Annotated in this window: 9 protein-coding genes; 7 read left to right on the top strand and 2 right to left on the bottom strand. The window is 67.5% G+C overall.

Annotation, left to right across the window (positions count from 1 at the left end):
- Positions 1-789 carry an SDR family NAD(P)-dependent oxidoreductase gene (locus UB43_RS20415; RefSeq protein WP_045214587.1) on the bottom strand — a complete coding sequence of 263 codons (789 nt, stop codon included), beginning with the start codon at positions 787-789 and terminating at the stop codon, positions 1-3.
- Between the two features lie 375 nt (positions 790-1,164).
- On the opposite strand from UB43_RS20415, the gene UB43_RS20410 reads away from it, so the two are divergent.
- Genes UB43_RS20410 through UB43_RS20390 form a run of 5 tightly spaced genes read left to right on the top strand, consistent with a single transcriptional unit; the run spans position 1,165 to position 17,517 of the window.
- Positions 1,165-11,700 (top strand): VCBS domain-containing protein, encoded by a 10,536-nt coding sequence (locus UB43_RS20410; RefSeq protein ID WP_045214585.1) that lies wholly within the window; start codon positions 1,165-1,167, stop codon positions 11,698-11,700.
- A 38-nt stretch (positions 11,701-11,738) separates the two neighbouring features.
- Complete coding sequence (locus UB43_RS20405; RefSeq protein ID WP_045214583.1) at positions 11,739-13,316, top strand: TolC family protein; 1,578 nt, start codon at positions 11,739-11,741, stop codon at positions 13,314-13,316.
- On the top strand, positions 13,303-14,079 hold the full coding sequence (locus tag UB43_RS20400; RefSeq protein ID WP_045214580.1) for an efflux RND transporter periplasmic adaptor subunit: 777 nt from the start codon (positions 13,303-13,305) through the stop codon (positions 14,077-14,079). Before UB43_RS20405 ends, UB43_RS20400 begins: the two co-directional genes overlap by 14 nt.
- Entirely contained in the window at positions 14,072-15,412 is a 1,341-nt protein-coding gene (locus UB43_RS20395; RefSeq protein ID WP_045214578.1) for an efflux RND transporter periplasmic adaptor subunit, read from the top strand. The genes UB43_RS20400 and UB43_RS20395 overlap by 8 nt, the downstream gene beginning before the upstream one ends.
- Positions 15,413-15,417: 5 nt before the next feature.
- Positions 15,418-17,517 carry an HlyD family efflux transporter periplasmic adaptor subunit gene (locus tag UB43_RS20390; protein WP_045214574.1) on the top strand — a complete coding sequence of 700 codons (2,100 nt, stop codon included), beginning with the start codon at positions 15,418-15,420 and terminating at the stop codon, positions 17,515-17,517.
- 54 nt (positions 17,518-17,571) lie between these two features.
- Here UB43_RS20390 and panB read toward each other — a convergent pair whose 3' ends face one another.
- Positions 17,572-18,396: a 3-methyl-2-oxobutanoate hydroxymethyltransferase gene (gene panB / locus UB43_RS20385; RefSeq protein WP_045214572.1), complete on the bottom strand. Its 825-nt coding sequence runs from the start codon at positions 18,394-18,396 to the stop codon at positions 17,572-17,574.
- 86 nt (positions 18,397-18,482) lie between these two features.
- On the opposite strand from panB, the gene UB43_RS20380 reads away from it, so the two are divergent.
- Complete coding sequence (locus UB43_RS20380) at positions 18,483-19,277, top strand: helix-turn-helix domain-containing protein (protein WP_045214570.1); 795 nt, start codon at positions 18,483-18,485, stop codon at positions 19,275-19,277.
- 172 nt (positions 19,278-19,449) lie between these two features.
- Positions 19,450-21,750 carry a 5-methyltetrahydropteroyltriglutamate--homocysteine S-methyltransferase gene (gene metE, locus UB43_RS20375; protein WP_045214567.1) on the top strand — a complete coding sequence of 767 codons (2,301 nt, stop codon included), beginning with the start codon at positions 19,450-19,452 and terminating at the stop codon, positions 21,748-21,750.
- Positions 21,751-21,964 lie beyond the last annotated feature (214 nt).

Here is a 21,964-nt window from a genome sequence, read left to right as displayed (position 1 = left end):
TCAGAACGGCGAGCGCACCACGCCGCCGTCCACCCGCAAGGCCGCGCCATTGGTGGCCGAAGAGGCTTCGGAGCAGACGTAGACCACCAGATTGGCCACCTCCTCAGGGCGTGCGAAGCGCTGCAGCAGCGAACTGGGCCGCGCGCTGCGGAAGAACTCCGCTTCGAACGCCTCGAACGGCTGGCCGCCGGAGAGCTTTTCCACGAATTCGTTGACGCCCTCCGAGGCGGTCGGCCCCGGCAGCACCGCGTTCACCGTCACCCCGGTGCCGGCGCAGGTTTCCGCCAGCCCGCGGGACAGGCTCAGCTGGGCAGTCTTGGTGACGCCGTAATGGATCATCTCCACCGGAATCACCAGCCCACTCTCGCTGCTGATGAACACCACCCGCCCCCAGTTCTTCTGCTTCATCCCCGGCAGGTAGGCGCGCGACAGCCGCACGCCGGAAAGCAGATTGACGTCCAGAAAGCGCACCCAGTCCTCGTCGGGTATCTCCTCGAAGGGCTTGGGATCGAAGATGCCGAGGTTGTTCACCAGCACATCCACCGCCGGGTAGCGCTTCACCAGCGCGGCAATCTGCTGTGGGTCGGACAGGTCACCGGCGAAGCCCTCGACCTTCGCATCAGCCTGCCCATCGCGGATTCGCGCCAGGGCGTCGTCCACCGAGGACTGGCTGCGGCCATTGAGGATCACCCTCGCCCCTTCGCGGGCCAGGCCCTGCGCGATGGCGAAACCAATGCCCTTGGTCGAACCGCTGACCAGGGCGAGCTTGTCGGACAGATGCAGGTTCATGGCGAGTCTCCAGGAGACGAAACACGAGGACGCCGGCGCGAGCCGGAGCGGGAATGGACGACTCAGCATAGGCGGCGCTTTCCGAACGGTGCCAGCCCATCAGCGGTTGGAAAAAAACCGACTGACTCCCAGGACAGTTTCCTGCACCGTCATCGGCTCTACTTCGGGCTTCCGCCGGGGAGCCGCGTTTCCCAAGGCCTGCAGACGATGTCTTGTAGGAAGACTGTTACATATCTGAGACAAAAACCGCTTCTATTTGTCGCTTATGTATCTGTTCTGCTGGCGAAAATTCCAATCCCGACTAGCGTCAATTCCGTAAGCAGATATGCGTAGGACTGCTTTTTCTCTGTGGATTGACCAGCCGGAATTAGGGAAATGCAGGCCAAATACCGCTCGAAGCTCTTCCAGCCAGCCGCCCACGCCCTGGCGCTGGAACAACGTATCCTGTTCGACGGCGCAGCCGCTGCGGCCGTCGATCAGCAGCATCACGACAGCACCGCCGCCGAGGCGAAGGACACGGCCAAGCCGGCCACCGCCGTCGAGGCGCGTGCCCAGGCGGCAGCCCCCGCCCAGGCGGCGCCGCGCAACCTGGTGGTGATCGATGCCCGCTTGGAAAACCGCGACCAGCTCGCCGCCAACCTGCCGGTGGGCACCACCGCGCTGGTGGTCGACGCCGGGCAGGACGCCATCGCGGCCATCAGCAACGCGCTGACGCAACTGGGCAAGGTCGACTCGATCCAGATCTTCTCCCACGGCGCCACCGGCCAGTTCACCCTGGGCAACCAGACCTTCACCAGCCAGAGCGTCGACCAGCTCGGCGATCGCCTGAGCGCCTGGCGCGGCGAGCTCAATGCCGGTGCGGACATCCAGCTCTACGGCTGCGACGTGGGCGCGGGCAGCGCCGGGCAGGCGCTGGTCAACGAGCTGGCGCGCTGGACCGGTGCCGACGTCGGCGCCTCCAGCAACGCCACCGGTTCCAGCAGCGCCGGCGGCGACTGGAACCTGGAGGTGCGCGCGGGCGACGTGGACAAGTCCATCGCCCTGAGCGCCGATACCCTGGTGAGCTTCCAGGGCCTGCTGGCCGACGCCAGCCCCACCGTGACCATGGGCAGCGGCGGCGCGGCGGTGCGCCTGGGCGATACGTTCACCTTCGACGTCAACTTCAGCAACCCGTCCACTCAGGTCGGCTTTGCGCCCTACATCGACCTGTTCATGCCGGCCACCGGCCGCGACGGCAATGACGGCGCCACTTTCGTTTCCGCCACCTACCTGGGCCAGGCGGTGACCAGCTATGTGATCACCTTCGATGCCAATGGCAACGCCACCCACCCGCTGGCCAAGGATGCCAACGGCAACGCCCTGGTGATCAACGCCGCCAGCGTCGGCATGAAGGCCGGCGACCAGATGGTGGTGCTGCAACTGCCCTACGCCAGCGTCACCAGCGGCCAGCCGGCCATCGGCATCCAGGTCACCGCACAGCTGAGCAACCTGGCCGACACCAGCTATTCCGACGGCGCACCCAACCTCACCATCAATGCCCGCGGCGGCTTCGAGTACGGCAACGACTCGCTGAACAACCCCGCCCAGGACCCGACGCTGGTGGAGGCTGCGCTGCACAGCTTCGTGGTCACCCCGACCCTGCTGTCGGTGACCCAGACGGTGGACATGCCCGAGGGCGAGACGGTCACCGGGCCGAACTTCACCCGCACCGAAACGGTGACCGTGACCCCCGCCCCCGGCCAGACCCTGACCAACGTGACCGTCACCCAGACGGTGCCCGACCAGGTTCACGTCAGTTCCATCACCCCCGGCGCCGGCGGCACCCTGACCTCGATCACCCTGCACGACGGCACGGTACTGACCAACCCGACGCTGATAGCCGCGGCGCTGAACAACCCCAACGCCTTCGTCGCCAGCTACACCATCCACTACGACACCCTGAGCGCAGCCAGCACCACCACGGTCGGTTTCTACGTGCCGGAGATCGACGCAGCCGGGCGGCCGGTGCTCGACCCTGCCACGGGCAACCCGCGCACCATCACCTTCGGCACCGCCACCGTGAGCGGCGACTGGAACCCGCTGGATGTGCGCGATCGCCCGACCGACCCCGATGGCTACCCGTTCACCGTTACCGGCGACGGCGCGGGCATCACCTTCGTCGCCAAGTCGATTACCCTGCTCAAGACGGTGAACCTGCAGACCGACGTCGGCACCCCCGGCATCACGCCCGGCGACACCCTGCGCTACACCATGGACGTGGCCATCTCCGACTTCTACGCCTTCGGCCAGAACATCCTCGGCCAGGGCCGCTTCACCGTCACCGACCTGCTCAGCGACGGCCAGACCTTCTCGGCCGCCAACGCTCCGAGCATCGTCATCCAGCAACATGGCACGTCGCAGGTCATCCCGGTGATCTACACCGCCACGGTGAACGCCGACGGCAGCACCACGCTGGTCTTCGACATCGGCGCTTCCATCGCTGCCGCCATCCAGGGGCCCGGCCTCTACGCGCTGTTCGGCGATCTCTGGGACGATGACGTGCAGGAAGGCGCCACCCGCCTGACCCTGGTCTACGACGCGACCATCGACACCACCTACACCTCCGACCACCCGCCCCATGACCAGCTCAACGAGGGCGACAGCGTCAGCAACAACGCAACGGTGGATGCCACCGTGCTGCGCGACTCGCTGAACATCGGCGGCGAGCAGACCGACGGCTCCGGCACCACCAGCACCATCGACACCTCCAACATCGATATCACGCTGACCCAGGTGAACGGCGGCAACCCGCCGGCCAACGGCGAGCTGCGTCCCGGTGACGTGGTCACCTTCACCATCACCTACGACCTGCTGGTGGCGGACTACGAGAACTTCAAGCTCACCGCCTACCTGCCGCTGCCGCTGCTCAACGCGGCCGGCATCAACTGGAGCATCGGCAACGGTGTCGGCCAGTGGAGCTTCGGCGCCGGCAACACCATCCTCGACGTGCCCGACAGCGTCACCACCGGAGCGGGCAACTCGATCATCTTCGACTTCGGCAACTACGTTTCCGGCGGCCTCAACGGCGGCACCGTGCAGGTGCGCTTCACCATGGTGGTCGGCGACCAGCCCTATGCCGACCAGCGCGAACTCGACGTGCTGGCGCAGTCCAGCCAGACCACCACCATCGACAAGACGCCGCTGATTTCCTCGGATGTCGCGGTCATCGAATCGGTCGCCGAGCCGGTGCTGGACATCAAGCACGGCGTGGTTTCCACCACCCACGGCACGGTTACCGGGACCACCGGCACCTGGGCCCAGCCGGGCACCACCGGCGTGCCCTTCAGCGGCAGCGTGACCAGCCTGGCGGCCGTCGACGGCAACGTCAGCGGCATCGACGGCGCCGACACCCTGCGCCTGGCCACGGCCATCAAGAACAGCGGCGGCGGCAACGCCTACGACGTCGCCACCAGCATCACACTGCCGGCTGGCCTGGCCTTCGTCGGCGGCAGCCTGTCGACCGCCAACCTGCAGATCCATCGCGGCGATGGCACCCTGCTGGTGCAGGGCGTCGACTACAGCATCAGCGGCAACAGCATCACCTTCCTCGACGCCAACAACCAGGGCACCCTGCTCGCCGGCCGCGCCGGCACCACCAACGACCTCTCCGGCGCCAACGTCGTGGTGATCACCTACGACGTCACCGTGAGCAACGCCATCCTCGCCTCGCGCACCCTGCAGAGCAGCGCCGCGCTGACCAACTACGCCAGCGTCGAGGGCGGCCAGGACTTCACCCCGGTGGACATCGTCGAAGTCGCCAACCAGCAGGTGGCCGCGCCGACCATTACCAAGACCTACCAGAACGGCAGCCTCACCGACGACGACTCCAGCGCCGGCCACACCAGCGGCAGCAACCTGGTGATCGGCGAGAAGATGACCTACGACATCGTGGTCACGCTGCCCGAAGGCAGCACCGCCAACCTGCGCCTGTCCGACCTGATCCCGCCGGGCCTGCGCCTGGACCTCTCGGCCTTCGGCGGCGCCGGCTACCAGATCATCACCACGGTCGCTGGCAGTGGCGCGCTGGGCCAGGACTTCGCCGGCAACGTCAATGTGCTGACCTTCAGCGGCGACGGCAGCGATGGCGGCGACCTCAACCTGGTGTTCAGTGCCGCCGGCGCCACGGCGGACAACAACATCGGCAACAACGCCTTCGTCATCCGCCTGGTGCTGGTGGCGAGCAACGTGCAGGGCAACCAGCAGGGCGTCACCCTGAACAACGGCGCACAGCTGACCTACAGCGATCCCGACGGCGACACCCCCAACGGCGCCACGGCAGTGGACCGCATCGTCGCCAGCCCGCAGCAGCCCTCGGTGACCATCGTCGAGCCGACCCTGACGGTAAGCCAGCAAGTCACCTCCACCCCCACCTACGGCGGTTTCGACGAAGGCGACACGGTCACCTACACCATCACCATCAGCAACAACTCCGGCACCAATGCCTTCGATCTCAGCCTGCTGAACGTCCTGCCCACGCAGATGGACAACATCATCATCACCGGCAAGGTCTACAACGGCGGTGCCACCGCCAACGGCGGCGCGGACTTCATCATCCAGAACGGCCAGCTGGTCACCGCCAACGGCGCCAACATCGATATCGCCAATGGCGGCAGCATCGTCATTTCCCTGTCGGGCGTGGTGAACTCCACCGCAGCCGGCCAGGCGGTCATTTCGAACAACGTCGTGGTGCGCTGGACCAGCCTGGACGGCCTGAGCAACACCACCGACACCGGCGCCGGCGAACGCGGCGGCGACGACGGACTGCTCAATTCCGGGGTACTCAACGACTACCGGCAGCTCAACACACTGTTCATTCCCGTCACCAACGGCATCCAGGTCTCCCGCGTCGGCGGCCTCGACGCCACGCCGCCGGCGACCAATTCCTCGGGCGCCACCGACACCGCCGGCCTGGAAGAAACCGTGGTGGTCGGCGAGATCATCCGCTACCGCGTGGCGGTGGTGGTACCCACCGGTGAAAACACCAACTACCAGATCCGCATCGAACTGGCTCCCGGGCTGGAATTCATCCCCGCCGACCTCAACAACATCCTCATCGCGCTGGGTTCCAGCACCGGCGGGCTCACGACGGACGCCACCAACCTGATCAGCGGCGGCTCGCTGATCATGTTCGGCAACCAGAACAGCGACGTCTCGCTGCCGATCCACCCGGACCTCTCGGGCGACAAACCCACCGGCATCTTCAACATCAACAGCGGGCGCCTGCAGATCTCCCCTGATGGCCGGACCATCACCTTCAACCTCGGCAACCTTTCCAACACCGAGATCAACGACGGCGACATCGAAGGGGTAATCCTCGAATTCAACGTGCGCGTCGCCAACATCGCCAGCAACCAGAGTGGCGCGCAACTGAGCATGAACGTGTTCGAACACGTCGGCGCCGGCGCCGGGGTCGATCGCGGCCACAGCGCCACGATCTTCGAGCACGTGGTGGAGCCGAGCTTCACCGGCATGGACAAGTCGGTCATCGACATCGCCGCCGGCAGTGTGGCCGGCACGACCAACGCCACCGTCTCCGTCAGCTTTACCCAGAACGGCGAAGTGCCGGCCTACAACGTCGTGCTGCGCGACCAGTTCCCCAACGGCAGCGACTACGCGATCCAGAGCATCGTCATCAACGGCACCAGCTACACCACCGGCAACCTGCCGGCGGGCGTCACCGCCAGCGTGGTGGGCGGCCAGGTGGTGCTCAACTTCGACCAGTTGAACGTCAACGACAAGGTCCAGGTGATCTACAGCGTCACCTTGCCCAACACCATCGTTCCAGACGATGCCAACAGCTCCGCGGTGCTGACCTGGACCAGCCTGCCCACCAGCTTCGAGAATGCCGGTTGGGGCGGATCGGTGCCGCTGGGCGCCGGCGGCGTCGATGGTGAGCGCACCGGCGAGGACGGCACGGGCGGACTGAACGATTACGTGCTCAGTGACGGCGCCGGCATGGGCGTGATACGCGGCACCCTGTGGGACGACACCAAGTCCGCCACCACCAGCGTGACCCCCGACGGCCCCGGCCTGGGCGGCATCGGCGTGACCCTGACCTGGGCCGGCGACGACGGCGTGTTCGGCAACGCCGACGACCGCACGTTCAACACCGTGACCGCGGCCGACGGCACCTACCAGTTCGCCATCCTGCCCTCGGGCAACTACCTCGTGGCGGTGGCGCAGAACTTCGCCCAGGCGAGCAACAACCGCTTCCACGTGCGCGTCGACTCCGACACCGGGACCTCCACCGTCGGCCTGGGCAACATCAACCTGAACCTTGCCGAAGGCGCCGTCGGCATCGCCGATGCCGGCTACGTGCACATCAACGAAGCGCCGATCAACACCGTCACCGACCAGCACGGCCAGGAAGACACCGTGCTGCATATCGTCGGCCTCACCACCAGCGACGTGGACGTCAACGCCGGCAATGCCGACGGCATCATGACCGTCACCCTCAGCGTGGTACACGGCGTGCTCTGGCAGACAGGGACGCCGCCGGGGCCAAACGACGCGCCGCCCGCCGGCGCCGGTCGCACCCTGGTGCTCACCGGCACCCTGCAGCAGATCAACGTGCTGCTCAGCCAGATCTATTACAAGGGCGACCAAGACTTCAACACCGCCCGCAATGCCGAAACCCTGACCATGGTCACCAACGACCAGGGTAATTTCGGTGACGCGGACGGCGACGGCATCCCCGGCGAAAACCCCGACGACGCCCTGAAAGACACCGACACCCTGAACATCGTCATCGACCCGGTGAACGATGCGCCTGTGGCCCACCCCGACCTCGCCATCGCCATCGAAGCCGGCGGCCTGAACAATGCCGACCCCGGCGTCGACCCGACCGGCAACGTGCTGAGCAACGACACCGACGTCGACATCGCCACCAACGGTGACGTGCTCACGGTCACCCGCGTGGAGAACTCCATCGGCGGTTTCGCGACAGTGGCGGCCACCGGCGTGACCACCCTTGCCGGCCGCTACGGCACGCTGTACATCACGGCCACAGGTGGCTTCCAGTACGTGGTCGACAACACCAACGCCGCGGTACAGGCCCTGCGTAGCGCCGGCGACGTGCTGCGCGAATCCTTCGGCTACTTCGTCACCGACACCGGCAACGCCACCAGTTCGACGTCCCTGACCATCGACATCCACGGCGCCAACGATACGCCCGTGGCGCAAAATGACGTGGGCACCGCCGTCGAAGCCGGCGGCACCAACAATGGCAGTCCCGGCTCGGACGCCATCGGCAACGTGCTGCTCAACGACACCGACGTGGACTCCCCGACCTACGGCGAGACCAAGGCGGTCAGCCTGGTGCGCTACGACGGCATCGGTGGCGGGCGCATCTTCCCGGTGGCTCCCGGGGCGCCGGCGACCCTGCAGGTCCTCTATGGCAGCCTGACGATGAACGCCGACGGGTCCTACAGCTACGTGGTCGACAACAGCAATCCCCGCGTCAATGCCTTGTCGCCCGGCGAGACCCTCACCGAAGTGTTCACCTACCAGGTCACCGACAAGGGCGGCCTGAGCGCCATCGCCACCCTGACCATCACCATCCAGGGCGCCAACGATGCGCCCGTGGCAGTGGATGACCACGCCAACGCCACCGCCGGTTCCAGCGACGGTAGCTCGCTTCCGGTCAACACCAGCGGCAACGTCGTCGCGGGCGTCGGCGGGGTTGGCGCCGACACCGACGTCGACAACTTCGACCGGCCCAACGCCGACAAGCTCAAGGTCGATGGCGTGCGCTCCGGCCTGGAAAGCGCCGGCGGCACCCTGACCGGTGTCGTCAACGGCATCAGCACGAACATCACCGGCACGGTCGCCCGGCTGGCCAACGGCAGCATCATCAGCGGCAACTTCGGCGAGCTCAGCCTGAACGACGACGGCACCTTCACCTTCGTGGTCAACAGCGCCGACCCGGCCATCCGCGCCCTGGCGGCCAACCAGAGCCTGGACGTGATCTTCACCTACCGCATCCACGACACCGGCAACCTGACCGACCAGGCACAGCTGGTGATCACTGTCGTGGGCGTGAACGACCCGCCGGTGGTCCAGGATGTCAGCACCAGCGCGCAGGAAGCCGGCGGGCTGAACAACACCACTGCCGGCCTGAACCCCAGCGGCAGCATCCGCAATGCCTACAGCGATCCGGAAGGCGACCCGCTGAACATCTCCGCCATCACCTACGGCGCCACCAGCGGCACCGTGGGCCAGGCACTGGCCGGCCTCTACGGCAGCCTCACGCTCGATGCCCAGGGGAACTTCAGCTACGTGGTGGACAACAACAACGCCACGGTGCAAGGCCTGCGCACCTTCAACGACACACTGGTCGAGACCTACCGCTACACGGTCAGCGACGGCAAGGGCGGCTTCACCACGGCCGATTTCGTCATCGTCATCCACGGCCAGAACGACACCCCCATCGCCGCCAATGACACCGCCACCGCCATCGAGGCCGGCGGCACCAACAACGGCACGCCCGGCCAGGCCGGCAGCGGCAATGTCCTGAACAACGACACCGATGTCGACACCGGCGACGGCAAGGCGGTGAACGGCATCGCCCTCGGCGTGATCAACGCCGGCGGCACCTTCACCCAGGTCTCCACAGGCCCGGTGGCCACGGCGGGCGCCTACGGCACCCTGACCGTCAACGCCGACGGCACGTACAGCTATGTGGTGAATGACAACCTGGCGGCCGTGCAGGCGCTCAAGGCCGGTGATTCGCTGGTGGAAGTCTTCACCTACCGCATGAACGACACCGCCGGCGCCAGCTCCATCGCCCAACTGACCATCACCATCGAAGGCCGCTACGACGCCCCGGTGGCCAACGACGACATCAACTACGCCGTGGCCAACCTCGACGGCAGTGGCGGGCGCAACCCCACCGGCAACGTGATCACCGGCCTGACCGGAATCTTCGCCGGCATCGGCGCCGACACCGATGTCGATGCCGGCGACCATATGCGCGTCACCACCATCGCCGTCGGCCCGGAGGGCTCGCAGGTGAACACCGTGGCGGTCACACCCGGCAGCCCGCAGACCATCGTCGGCGCGTTCGGTACCCTGGTGATCAATGCCGACGGCAGCTACCAGTACTTCGTCGACAGCACCAACCCGGACATCATCGCCCTCGGCCCGCTGGCCTTCGCCCTGGAATCCTTCACTTACCAGGTGACCGACGATGGCGGCCTCAACGACCAGGCCACGCTGATCATCCTGATCCGCGGACGCAACGAACCGCCCGTCACCGCACCCGATTTCGGCACCTCCGTGGAGGACGGCGGCCTGCACAACAACGTGCCCGGCAGCAACCCATCGGGCAACGTGCTGGCCAACGACACCGACCCGGACACCATCACCACCATCCCGCAGGACGTGATGCACGTGGTCTCCTTCTGGGCCGGCGACAGCCCGACCTCCACCACTGTCACCGCGCCCGGCCAGTCACTGCGCGGCCAGTACGGCACGCTGACGCTCAGCCAGGACGGCAGCTGGAGCTACGTCCTGGACAACACCCTGCCCGAAGTCGAAGCCCTGCGCGCCAGCGGCCAGACCCTGCAGGACAAGTTCACTTACCTGGGCGCCGACATCTGGGGCGGCGCCACGCCCGGCCTGCTCACCATCACCATCGACGGGCGCAACGACACCCCCATCGCCAGTGACGATACCGCCACCGCCGTCGAGGCTGGCGGCGTGAACAACGGCACCCCCGGCGTCGACCCGCGCGGCAACGTACTGGACAACGACACCGACGTCGACGGCGTGCAGTACGGCGAAACCAAGTCGGTCGTGGACTTCACCAACCAGAACGGCAGCACGGTCAATGCCGGCAGCGTACTGCAAGGCCTCTACGGCAAGCTGGTCATCAATGCCGACGGCAGCTACGAATACCGCGTCGACAACGACAACCCCACGGTGCAGGCCATGCGCAGCGCCAACGAGAAGTTGCAGGAAGTCTTCACCTACCGCATGCGCGACACTGCCGGCGCGACTTCGGACGCGCGCCTGACGGTGGTCATCCAGGGCGCCAACGACAATCCGGTGGCGCGCGACGACAGCAACAGCGCCACCGACCAGACGCCGGCCCCGCAAGCCACCGGCAACGTGCTGCCCAACGACAGCGACGTGGATGGCGGCGACTCGCTGACCGTCACCGGTATCCGTACCGGCCAGGAAACCGGCAGCGGCACTGCTGGTGTGATCGGCCAGCCGATTGCCGGGCGCTACGGCACGCTCGTCCTCAATGCCGACGGCAGCTACACCTACACCATCGACCTGACCAACCGCGAGGTGCTGGCAGCCGCAGGCCTGGGGCAGGTGCTCAAGGACTACTTCACCTACACCATCAGCGACCTGGCCGGCGCCACCGACGATGCGCTGCTGACCATTACCCTGGACATCGCCACGCCGTACATCCCGCCGGGCCCGCACCTCGACCGTCTCGGCGACGACGGCTACCCGCGCGACCGCATCCCCGACGTGGACCCGGCGATCTTCGTGCAGCCGGTGGTGGAGCGCATCGATGATCGACTGTCGCTCTCCGCCTGGGGCGCCGATGGCAGCAACATCGACATCTTCGCCACGCCGGAAATCGAGAGCCCGTCGCTGGGCGCCCAACTGGGCCAGGTGAAAGGCCAGTTCGTCGCCCGCGCCGTGGCCGAAAGCCGCCGTGCCGCCAACCTGGACACGCGCTGGGTCGATGGCCGCCACGGCGTCATCAGCCTGACCGCCGACGGCCTGCTGCCCGATCCGTCGCTGTGGGCGCCCTTCCCCGCCGACATGGTCGGCAAGGCTGAAAAAGCGCAGAACACGCAGGGCTTCCGCGCCCAGCTGCGCGAGGCCGCCCAGCGTCGGAGCGGCCAATGAGGAATTCGCGACTCTTTAGGATCGATCAAGGACAGACTATGCCTGCCTACGCACTGAAATGCCTGAGCGCCACCATCACCGTCAGCCTCTTCCTCAGCGCCTGCTCGGCGTTCGAGCCCAAGCCCTACACCGAGGAGGAAATGCGCCAGCGGGTGATCGACGATCAGGCGCGGATGTACAAGGAGCAGGAGCCGGTCAGCGGACCGATCACCTTCTATGAAGCCTCGGCGCGCGCCCTGAAATACAACCTCGACTATCGCCTGAAACTGCTGGAAAGCGCGCTGGCCTCCGACCTGCGCGACGTCACCAGCCACGAAATGCTGCCGCGGGTGGTCGCCTCCGCCGGCTACGCCGGGCGCAACAACGACTCCGGCGGCACCTCCATCGGCATCGAGGACCGCCAGGTCAGCCTGCGCCCGTCCACCTCGGAAGAGCGCTACCGCCAGCTCTACAGCCTCGGGCTGTCCTGGAGCCTGCTGGACTTCGGCGTCGCCTACTACCGCACCCAGCAGAAGAACGACCAGATGCTGATGGCCGAAGAGCGCCGCGAGAAGGTCGCGCAGAACGTCCTGCAGGACGTGCGCAACGCCTACTGGCGCGCCCTGGGCGCCCAGCGCCTGCTGCCGGAAGTGGATGGCCTGCTGATGCGCACCCACCGCGCCCTGACCTCCGCCCGCGAGGCCGAGGGCAAGGGCCTGCTGCCGCGCCAGGACATCCTCGCCTACCAGCGCGCCCTGCTCGACTCGGTGTACATGCTCACCGTGCGCCGCCAGGACCTGGAGTTCGCCCGCGCCGAACTGGCCGCGCTGATGTCGCTGCCGCCGAACACGAAAATGGTCCTGGCCGACATCGGCGAACAGCCGCTGCCGCTGGTGACCAACAATGTCGAACAGCTCGAACGCCTGTCGCTGGAGCGTCGCCCGGAAATCATGGAGGAGTGGTACCGCAAACGCGTCGACATGAATGACCTGAAGATCGCCAAGGCCCAGCTGTGGCCCAACGTGAGCTTCAACTACGGCTATGAGTACGACTCCAACAAGTACCTGTACAACAACGACTGGAACCAGACCGGCATCAACGTCTCGATGAACCTGCTGCGCCTGGCCCAGTACCCGGACATCAAGGCCGCCGAGGCCAGCCAGGAAAAGACCGACGACATGCGCCGCACCGCGCTGTCCATGGCCATCCTCACCCAGGTCCGCGTCGGCCTGCTGCGCTACCAGCTGGCGAAGCAGGAGGTGGAGTTCGCCGACGAGAGCCTGCGCGTCGACCAGAGCCTGCTCAGCTATGCGCAGTCCGCCCGAGGCGCCGCCCTGGGCAGCGAGCTGGAGCTGATCCGCGCCGAGGGCCGCTTCCTGCTCTCGCGCTACCAGCGCGAAGCCGCCTACTCCGACGCCCAGGCCGCCTGGGGCCGGCTGTACAACTCGGTGGGCTTCGAGGTGATGCCCAAGGAAATCGAGAACCACGATGTGAAGACCCTCGCGCGGGAAATCCAGCGCACGCTGGAGCAGCAGACAAGCACCAACCTGCTGGCCAGCAGCGGCCCGACGCCCCCTCAACCGACCGCTGGGCAAGCATCCGCAGGGCAGAAGGAAATCGCCAATGCCGCGCAGTAAGCCGTACCTGCTCCTCCCGCTATGCCTGATGCTGCTCCAGCCGGCGCTGGCCGATGACGCCACCAGCGGCCTGCCGCCACCGCCCGACAACCAGGACCCCGGCGCCATCCGCGTGCTGCTGGTGTCCAACCTGGAAACCACCCTCTCCGCGCAAATGAACGGCACCCTCGGCGCGCTCAAGGCGAGCCTCGGCGACAAGGTCGCCAAGGACGCCGAGCTGGCCCAGCTCAACTGCGTGGAAGTCAACGCCCGCGCCAAGGTCGCCGCCGCCGAACTGAACATGGCCCGCTCCAACCTCGCCGCCAAGCAGAACCTGCGCAAGCTCGATGCGGTGGGTGACCTCGAAGTCGCCATGGCCAACACCGAGGTGCAGAAGGCCGACGGCGCCCTCACCCTGGCCCGCGCCCAGGCCGGCTACTGCCTGGTCGATGCGCCCTTCTCCGGGCGCATCGCCAAGGTCTACGTCAAGCCGTACCAGACGGTGACGGCCGGTACGCCGCTGTTCGACCTGGTCAGCGACGGCGCGCTGAAGGTCCGTCTCAACGTGCCGTCCTCCATGCTGCCCAGCCTGCGCCCGGACATGCCGCTGGAAGTGGACATCCATGAAACCGGCAAGCACTACCCGGCCAAGGTCAGCGTGATCAACGCGCGGGTCGACGCCGTGGCGCAGACCGTGGAGCTGGAAGCGAAGCTGGATGCCAGCTACCCCGAACTGATCGCCGGCATGAGCGGGGTCGCGCGCTTCCCCGAAAGCCATGAGTGAGCTGCTGCCGCCCCCCCAGCTGCTGCTGAGCCTGGCCAATGTGCGCGACAAGGCGCTGACGGCCGATTCCCTCGGCGCGCTCGCCTTCAGCATCGCCAACGACCTGTTCCCGCTGCTGCGCTTCCACCAGGCGCTGGTGTTCGCCTGCCATGAGTCGCGCAACGAGCTGCTGGCGGTGTCCGGCCTGGCCAAGCCCACGGAAGACTCGCCCTACCTGGTCTGGCTGGAACGCGCCAGCCGCTGGGTCGCCGCGCAGATACCCGATGCCACGCCCACCTGGCTGGCCCGCGACGCCATCGAACCGCCAGCCGACATCGCCGAAGGCTGGAGCGAATGGTGGCCCGCCGGGCTCTGGTGCGTGCCGCTGCACGACCGCGCCGGCAAGCGCCTGGGGCTGGTGCTGTTCCTGCTCGACGAAGCACCGGCGCGCAACCTGCAACCGCTGCTGCAGGGCATCTGGCAGACCTGGGCGCACGCCTGGGCAGCGTTCGGGCCGCGCACCCGCCTGCGCTACTGGCGACCGAGCAAGCGCCAGGTGCTGGTCGGCGTGGTCGCACTGGCGGCGCTGCTGCTGATCCCGGTGCGGCAGACCGCCCTGGCGCCGGCGGAAATCGTCTCGCGCAATGCACAGGTGATCAGCTCGCCCATCGACGGCGTGATCGTCAAGATGCTGGTGCGCCCGAACCAGAGCGTCGAGGTCGGCACACCGCTCTTCGAACTGGACGAAACCACCCTGCGCAGCCGCGCCGACGTGCTGGCCAAGGAAGTCGCCGTGGCCGACGCCGAACTCATGGCCGCCAGCCAGCGCGCCTTCGACAACCCGCAGAGCAAGAGCGAACTGTCGGTGCTCGACGGCCGCTCCCGCCAGCGCCGCGCCGAACTGGCCGCCGTGCAGGCGCAGCTGGCACGCACTCGCGTGCTCGCGCCGCGCGCCGGCGTGGCCGTGTACAGCGACCCGAACGACTGGCTGGGCAAGCCGGTGGTGACCGGCGAACGCATCCTGCAGATCGCCGACCCGAAGGCGCCGGGCATGCGCATCCAGCTGCCGGTGGCCGATGCCATCGCCCTGGAGCCGGGCGCGAAAGTGGCGCTGTTCCTCACGGCTTATCCGCTCGACCCGCTGCACGGGGAAATCCTCGACACCAGCTACCAGGCCAAGCCCAGCGATGAAGGCGTGGCCTCCTACCGTCTGCTGGCCAGCGTGCAGGACGCCCCGCCCCATGCGCGCCTGGGCCTGCACGGCACCGCCAAGCTCTATGGCGAACGCGTGGTGCTCGGCTACTACCTGCTGCGCCGTCCGCTGGCGTCGCTGCGCGCCTGGACCGGCTGGTAGCGGCGATGGACATTGCCGCCGAAGACCTGCCCACCCCGCCGCTGCGCGACGACCTGCGCCTGGACGAAGCCGCGCCCGGCCCGGACGGCGAACCGGTGTGGGTGATCCAGGACAGCGTGCTCAATCGCTTCTACCGCATCGGCTGGCTGGAGTTCGAGTGCCTGCTGCGCTGGGAGCAGACGCCCCGGCAGATCAGCGAGCAGATCGCCGAGCAGACCGCGCTCAAGCCCGACGCCGAGCAGGTGCTGGGTTTCCGCCAGTTCCTCGAACACCACCAACTGCTGCGCCCTGGCCCCGAGGCGCTGGCGCGGCTGGCCGCGCGCAGCGAAGGCAAGCAATGGACGACCTGGAACTGGTGGCTGCACCACTACCTGTTCTTCCGCATTCCGCTGCTGCGCCCGCAACGCTTCCTGCGCGCCATCGCCGGCAGCCTCGACTGGCTGTTCAACCGCTACGTGGCGATGCTGGTGCTGCTGCTCAGCCTGGCCGGCATCGTGCTGGTGGCACACCAGTGGGACACCTTCACCCACGACGTGGTGGAGTCCTTCTCCTTCGAGGGCCTGCTCAGCTTTGCCGCCGCGCTGGTGGTGGCGAAGACGCTGCACGAGCTGGGCCACGCGCTGGTGGCGACGCGGCTGGGGCTGAAGGTGGCGCACATGGGCATTGCCTTCGTGGTGATGTGGCCGATGCTCTACACCGACACCGGCGAGAGCTGGAAGCTGCGCAGCAACCGCCAGCGCCTGGCGATCGCCAGCGCCGGGATCATTACCGAGCTGGGCCTGGCCGGGCTGTCGACGCTGGGCTGGGCGCTGGCCGACCCCGGCCCGCTGCGCAATGCCCTGCTGTACCTGGCGACCACCAGTTGGGCGCTGTCGCTGGCGCTGAACGCCAGCCCCTTCATGCGCTTCGACGGCTACTTCATCTTCTCCGACCTGCTGGACTTCCCCAACCTGCACGAACGCGCCGGCGCCCTGGCGCGCACCACACTGCGGCGCAACCTGCTGGGGCTGGACGAGCCCTGGCCCGAGCACTTCCCCACCGGCAAGCGCCGAGCGCTGGTGGCCTTCGCCTTCGGTACCTGGGTCTACCGCCTGCTGCTGTTCCTCGGCATCGCCGTGGCGGTCTATTACTTCTTCTTCAAACTGCTGGGGATCTTTCTGTTCGCCGTGGAAATCAGCTGGTTCATCGTTCAGCCCGTGTGGCGTGAACTCAAGGTCTGGTGGCAGCGCCGCGCGGAAGTGAAGCCGCGGCGCAAGCTGGTGTTCCTCGCGCTGCTCGGTGCCATTGTCCTGCTGCTCGCAATCCCCTGGCGCACCCAGGTGCACGCCATGGGCGTGGCGCGCGCGGCGCAGCAGCTGCACGTCTACGCGCCCTTCCCGGCGCTGCTGCGCGACCTGCGCCCGGGCGGCGAAGTCGGCAAGGGCGAAACCCTGGCGGTGATGGAAGAGCCCGATATCGCCGCCAAGGTGGCCGGCAGCGAGGCGAGCATCCGCGGTTACCAGGGGCGGCTGGCGGGCATGCTGGCCGACCCGTCCGGGCTGACCGAGGAAGCCGTCACCCGCCAGCGCCTGGGCGTGGAGTACCAGCAGGCCCGCGCCGCCCGCAACGAGATGGCCCGCCTCAACCTGCAGGCTCCGTTCGCCGGGCGCTGGATGGACGTCAACCCGGACTGGAAGCCCGGCCAGTGGATCAACACCCGCGAGCCCATCGGTGTGCTGGTAGACCCGCAGCACTGGCTGGTGGACGCCTACGTCAAGCAGGACGAAGTGCAGCGCCTCACCGACGGCGGCCATGTGCGTTTCTACCCCGAAGGCGTGCCACGCCCCATCGAGGGCCAGGTGGTGCTGATCGGCACCACGCGCATCAGCCAGCTGGAACAGCCGATGCTCGCCTCGCGCTACGGCGGCCCGCTGAACGTCAACCCGCAGGGCGAGGCGCTGGTGCCCAACCCGGCGCTGTTCCATGTACTGGTGAAGCTCGAAGGCGCACCGCCCGGCCTGCACGAGACCCGCGGGCACCTGCAGATCGAGGGCGCCCGGCGCAGCTGGCTGGGCGAAGGTTTCACCCGACTGCTGGCGGTCGCCCTGCGCGAGAGCGGCTTCTAGCGTCGCCATGAGCCGGCCCTGCCGCGCCCCGTCGGCAGGGCTGGCGCACCGGACTCAGTCCTTCGCCATCCCGAAACAATGCCGCGCCTGCGGGAACCGGCGCTCACGCACCTCGCCGGCAAAACGCTCGGCCGCCGCGCCGATCAGCTCGTCCACCCGTACGTACTGCTGCGCGAAGCGCGGAATCTGCTCGCCGGAAAGTCCCAGCATGTCTTCGGTCACCAGCACCTGCCCGACGCAGGCAGGTGACGCGCCGATACCGATCACCGGGATTTCCAGTCGCTCGCAGACCTGTCGCGCCACCGGCTCCAGCACGCCTTCGAGCACCACGCTGAACGCCCCGGCTAACGCCACTGCTTCGGCATCGCGCAGCACCCGAGCCGCACCGGCTTCTTCCTTGCCCTGCACCTTGAAGCCGCCCAGGGCGTTGACCTTCTGCGGCGTCAGGCCGATATGCGCCATCACCGGAATACCCCGCTCGACCAGGAAGGCGATGGTCTCGGCCATTTCCGCGCCGCCTTCCAGCTTCACCGCCTGCGCGCCACTTTCGGCGAGCACCCGCGCGGCGGCGAGGAACGCCTGCTGCGGCGAGGCCTGGTAACTGGCGAAGGGCAGGTCCACCACCACGCACGCCCGTTGCGAGCCACGGGCCACCGCGGCGCCATGGGCAATCATGGTGTCCAGGCTGACGGCCAGCGTGTCCGGCAGGCCGTAGAGCACCATGCCCAGCGAATCCCCCACCAGCAGCACGTCGACGTGCGGGTCGAGCAAACGCGCCATGGGCGCCGAGTAGGCGGTCAGCACGACCAGGCTGCCGGGTTCGCGGCGTTGGCGAATCTCCAGGACGGACAGGCGATGTTGCGGGCGATGGCTGCTCATGCGGTTTCCTCTTCACGGGCTGATATTGCTCGGGGAAGACGCTACCATCGGCGTCAAGTGGCCCACTTCCGTGAGAGAGACAAGCTATGCCGTCGACGGGACAGGATCCCCTGGCGCTTCCCGGCTTCGCCGCCCTGCCCCGGCCGGTCTGGCTGCGCGCCTTCGACATGCCGGCCGGCCACCGCGTGGAGCCGCATACCCATCCCTGGGGCCAGCTGATGTACGCCGCCAGCGGAGTGCTGGAGGCCAGCACTGAGCAGCATGCCTGCCTCATCCCGCCCCGTCGCGCCATGTGGCTGCCAGCGGGGGTGACGCACAGCGTGCGGGCACGCACGGCCGTGGTGTTCCGCAGTTTCTACCTGGCCCCGGAGATCGCCGCCGGGCTGGGGCCGTGCCGCGTCGTGGAGATTTCGCCACTGCTGGACAACCTCATCCAGCGCGCCAGCGAATTCGCCAGCGACTACCCCGACGAGGGGCCGGAAGCCCGGCTGATGCAGGTGCTGGTGGATGAGTTGCACACTGCGCCGGATTCCGGCCTGGACCTGCTGCTGCCGCGCGATGCCCGCCTGCGGCGGGTCACCGATCACCTGCAGGAACACCCCGGCGAGCGCCTGGGCATCGAGGACTGGGCACAGCGCGTCGGCGCCTCGCGGCGCACCCTGGCGCGGCTGTTCCGCGACGAGACCGGGCTGTCGTTCCGCGAATGGCGCGAACGCGTGCGCCTGCTGGCGGCCCTGCCAAGGCTGGAGCGCGGCGAGTCGGTGACGCTGATCGCCGGTGAGCTGGGCTATGAATCCACCTCGGCTTTCATCGAGCTGTTTCAGCGTCAGCTCGGGACCTCGCCGGGTGCCCTGGCGCGGCAGATGCGGACGGGTGGGTAGGCGGTCGCGTACCAACCTGCAGGAGCGCGCGATCGCGGGCATGGCCCGCTCCTACAGGGAGTGAACCTTCAACGTGAAGATTTCTTGTGTTCATCACGAAAACATTGAGTTTGTCTCATGAAGAGGCCGCCGGGAGAATCTCGCCATTCGCTGATTCAATGGAGAGATTCACATGGCACTGGCACACAACCTCGGCTTTCCCCGCATCGGCCGCGACCGCGAGCTGAAGAAAGCCCAGGAGGCCTTCTGGAAGGGCGAACTGGACGAAGCCGGGCTGCGCGCCGTTGGCAGCGAGCTGCGTGCCGCCCACTGGCAGGTGCAGAAGAACGCCGGCATCGAGCTGCTGCCGGTGGGCGACTTCGCCTGGTACGACCAGGTGCTGACCCACTCGCTGACCTTCGGCGTGATCCCCGAGCGCTTCCGCCCCCATGGCGATGCCAAGCCGACCCTGCAGACGCTGTTCGCCATGGCGCGCGGAGTCAGTGATAGTTGCTGCGGCGGCGCCCACGCGCAGGAAATGACCAAGTGGTTCGACACCAACTACCACTACCTCGTCCCCGAGTTCAGCGCTGACCAGCAGTTCGAACTGAGCTGGGAGCAGCTGTTCGAGGAAGTGGAGGAAGCCCACGCCCTGGGCCACGCGGTGAAACCCGTGGTGATCGGCCCGCTGACCTATCTCTGGCTGGGCAAGACCAAAGGGGCTGACTTCGACAAGCTCGACCTGGTCGAGCGCCTGCTGCCGCTCTACGGCCAGATCTTCCGCCGCCTTGCCGCACAAGGTGTGGAGTGGGTGCAGATCGACGAGCCGATTCTCGCCCTCGACCTGCCGCAAGCCTGGAAGAATGCCTTCGAGCGCACCTACAACCTGCTGCAGGGCGAGCCGCTGAAAAAGCTGGTGGCCACCTACTTCGGCGGCCTGGACGACAACCTGGGTCTGGCCGCCGGCCTGCCGGTGGACGGACTGCACCTCGATCTGGTGCGCGCCCCCGAGCAGTTCCCGACCATCCTCGACCGTCTGCCGGCCTACAAGATTCTCTCCCTCGGCGTGGTCAACGGTCGCAATGTCTGGCGCTGCGACCTGGAGAAGAGCCTGGAAGTGCTGCGCCACGCCCACGAGCGGGTCGGCGAGCGCCTGTGGGTCGCGCCGTCCTGCTCGCTGCTGCACAGCCCGGTGGACCTGGAGCGCGAGGACAAGCTGGATACCGAGCTGAAAAGCTGGCTGGCCTTCGCCGTACAGAAGTGCGCCGAAGTCGCCCTGCTCGCCCGCGCCGTCAATCAGCCCCAGGCGCCGGAAGTCCGTGCCGCGCTGGAGCAGAGCCGCGCCGTGCAAGCCAGCCGCGCCGCCTCGCCGCGTATTCACAAGCCGGAAGTGAAGGCCCGCCTGGCCGCCGTCCATGCGCAGGACAGCCAGCGCCGGTCGCCTTTCGCCGAGCGCATCGTCAAGCAGCGCGCCGGCCTCAACCTGCCGGAGTTCCCCACCACCACCATCGGCTCCTTCCCGCAGACCTCCGCGATCCGTCTCGCGCGCCAGGCCTTCAGGCAGGGCAAGCTCAGCGCCGCCGACTACACCGAGGCCATGCACAGTGAAATCCGCCATGCCGTGGAGATCCAGGAGAACCTGGGGCTGGACGTGCTGGTGCACGGCGAGGCCGAGCGCAACGACATGGTCGAGTACTTCGCCGAGCAGCTCGACGGCTACCTCTTCACCCGCTTCGGCTGGGTGCAGAGCTACGGTTCGCGCTGCGTGAAACCGGCGGTGATCTTTGGCGACCTGAGCCGCCCGCAAGCCATGACCGTGGCGTGGATCCGGTACGCCCAGAGCCTCACCACGAAGGTCATGAAAGGCATGCTGACCGGCCCGGTGACCATGCTGATGTGGTCCTTCCCGCGCGAGGACGTCTCCCGCGAAACCCAGGCTCGCCAGCTGGCCCTGGCTATCCGCGACGAAGTGGTCGACCTGGAGGCCGCCGGTATCCGCATCGTGCAGATCGACGAAGCCGCGTTCCGCGAAGGCCTGCCGCTGCGCCGCAGCGACTGGGGTCGCTACCTCGACTGGGCCACCGAAGCCTTCCGCCTGTGCGCCTCCGGCGTGCGCGACGAAACGCAGATCCACACCCACATGTGCTACAGCGAGTTCAACGACGTGATCGAATCCATCGCCGCCATGGACGCCGACGTGATCACCATCGAGACCTCGCGCTCGGACATGGAACTGCTGGAAGCCTTCGAGAAGTTCGAGTACCCCAACGAGATCGGTCCGGGCGTCTACGACATCCATTCGCCGCGCGTGCCGGGCAAGGACGAGATGGTCAAGCTGCTGCGCAAGGCCGCGCAGCGCATTCCCGCCGAGCGCCTGTGGGTCAACCCGGACTGCGGCCTGAAGACCCGCGCCTGGCCGGAGACCGAAGCGGCGCTGGTGAACATGGTCGCGGCCGCCCGCGAGCTGCGCAAGGACGTGGCGCTGCTGGGCTGAGCGGCCTGCCCCACGGTTGCGCTGCGCCGGAGGTCGAGCGCTGGCCGAGGCGAACCGGGCGACGACGTTGAACCATCGCGGACAGAGTCCGCTCCTACGCACGAGATCGGATTCGTAGGAGCGGACTCCGTCCGCGATCGGCCTCAGCCCGCAGCGGACCATCGGCAAACACCCACAACAGCGCGTCGATTCGACAGATGAGCACGTCGCCGGA

It is taken from the genome of Pseudomonas sp. 21 (assembly GCF_000955805.1).
Lineage (GTDB): Bacteria > Pseudomonadota > Gammaproteobacteria > Pseudomonadales > Pseudomonadaceae > Pseudomonas.
The sequence above is the reverse complement of the archived record's forward strand: the minus strand, read 5'-3'. Positions and strand labels throughout refer to the sequence as shown.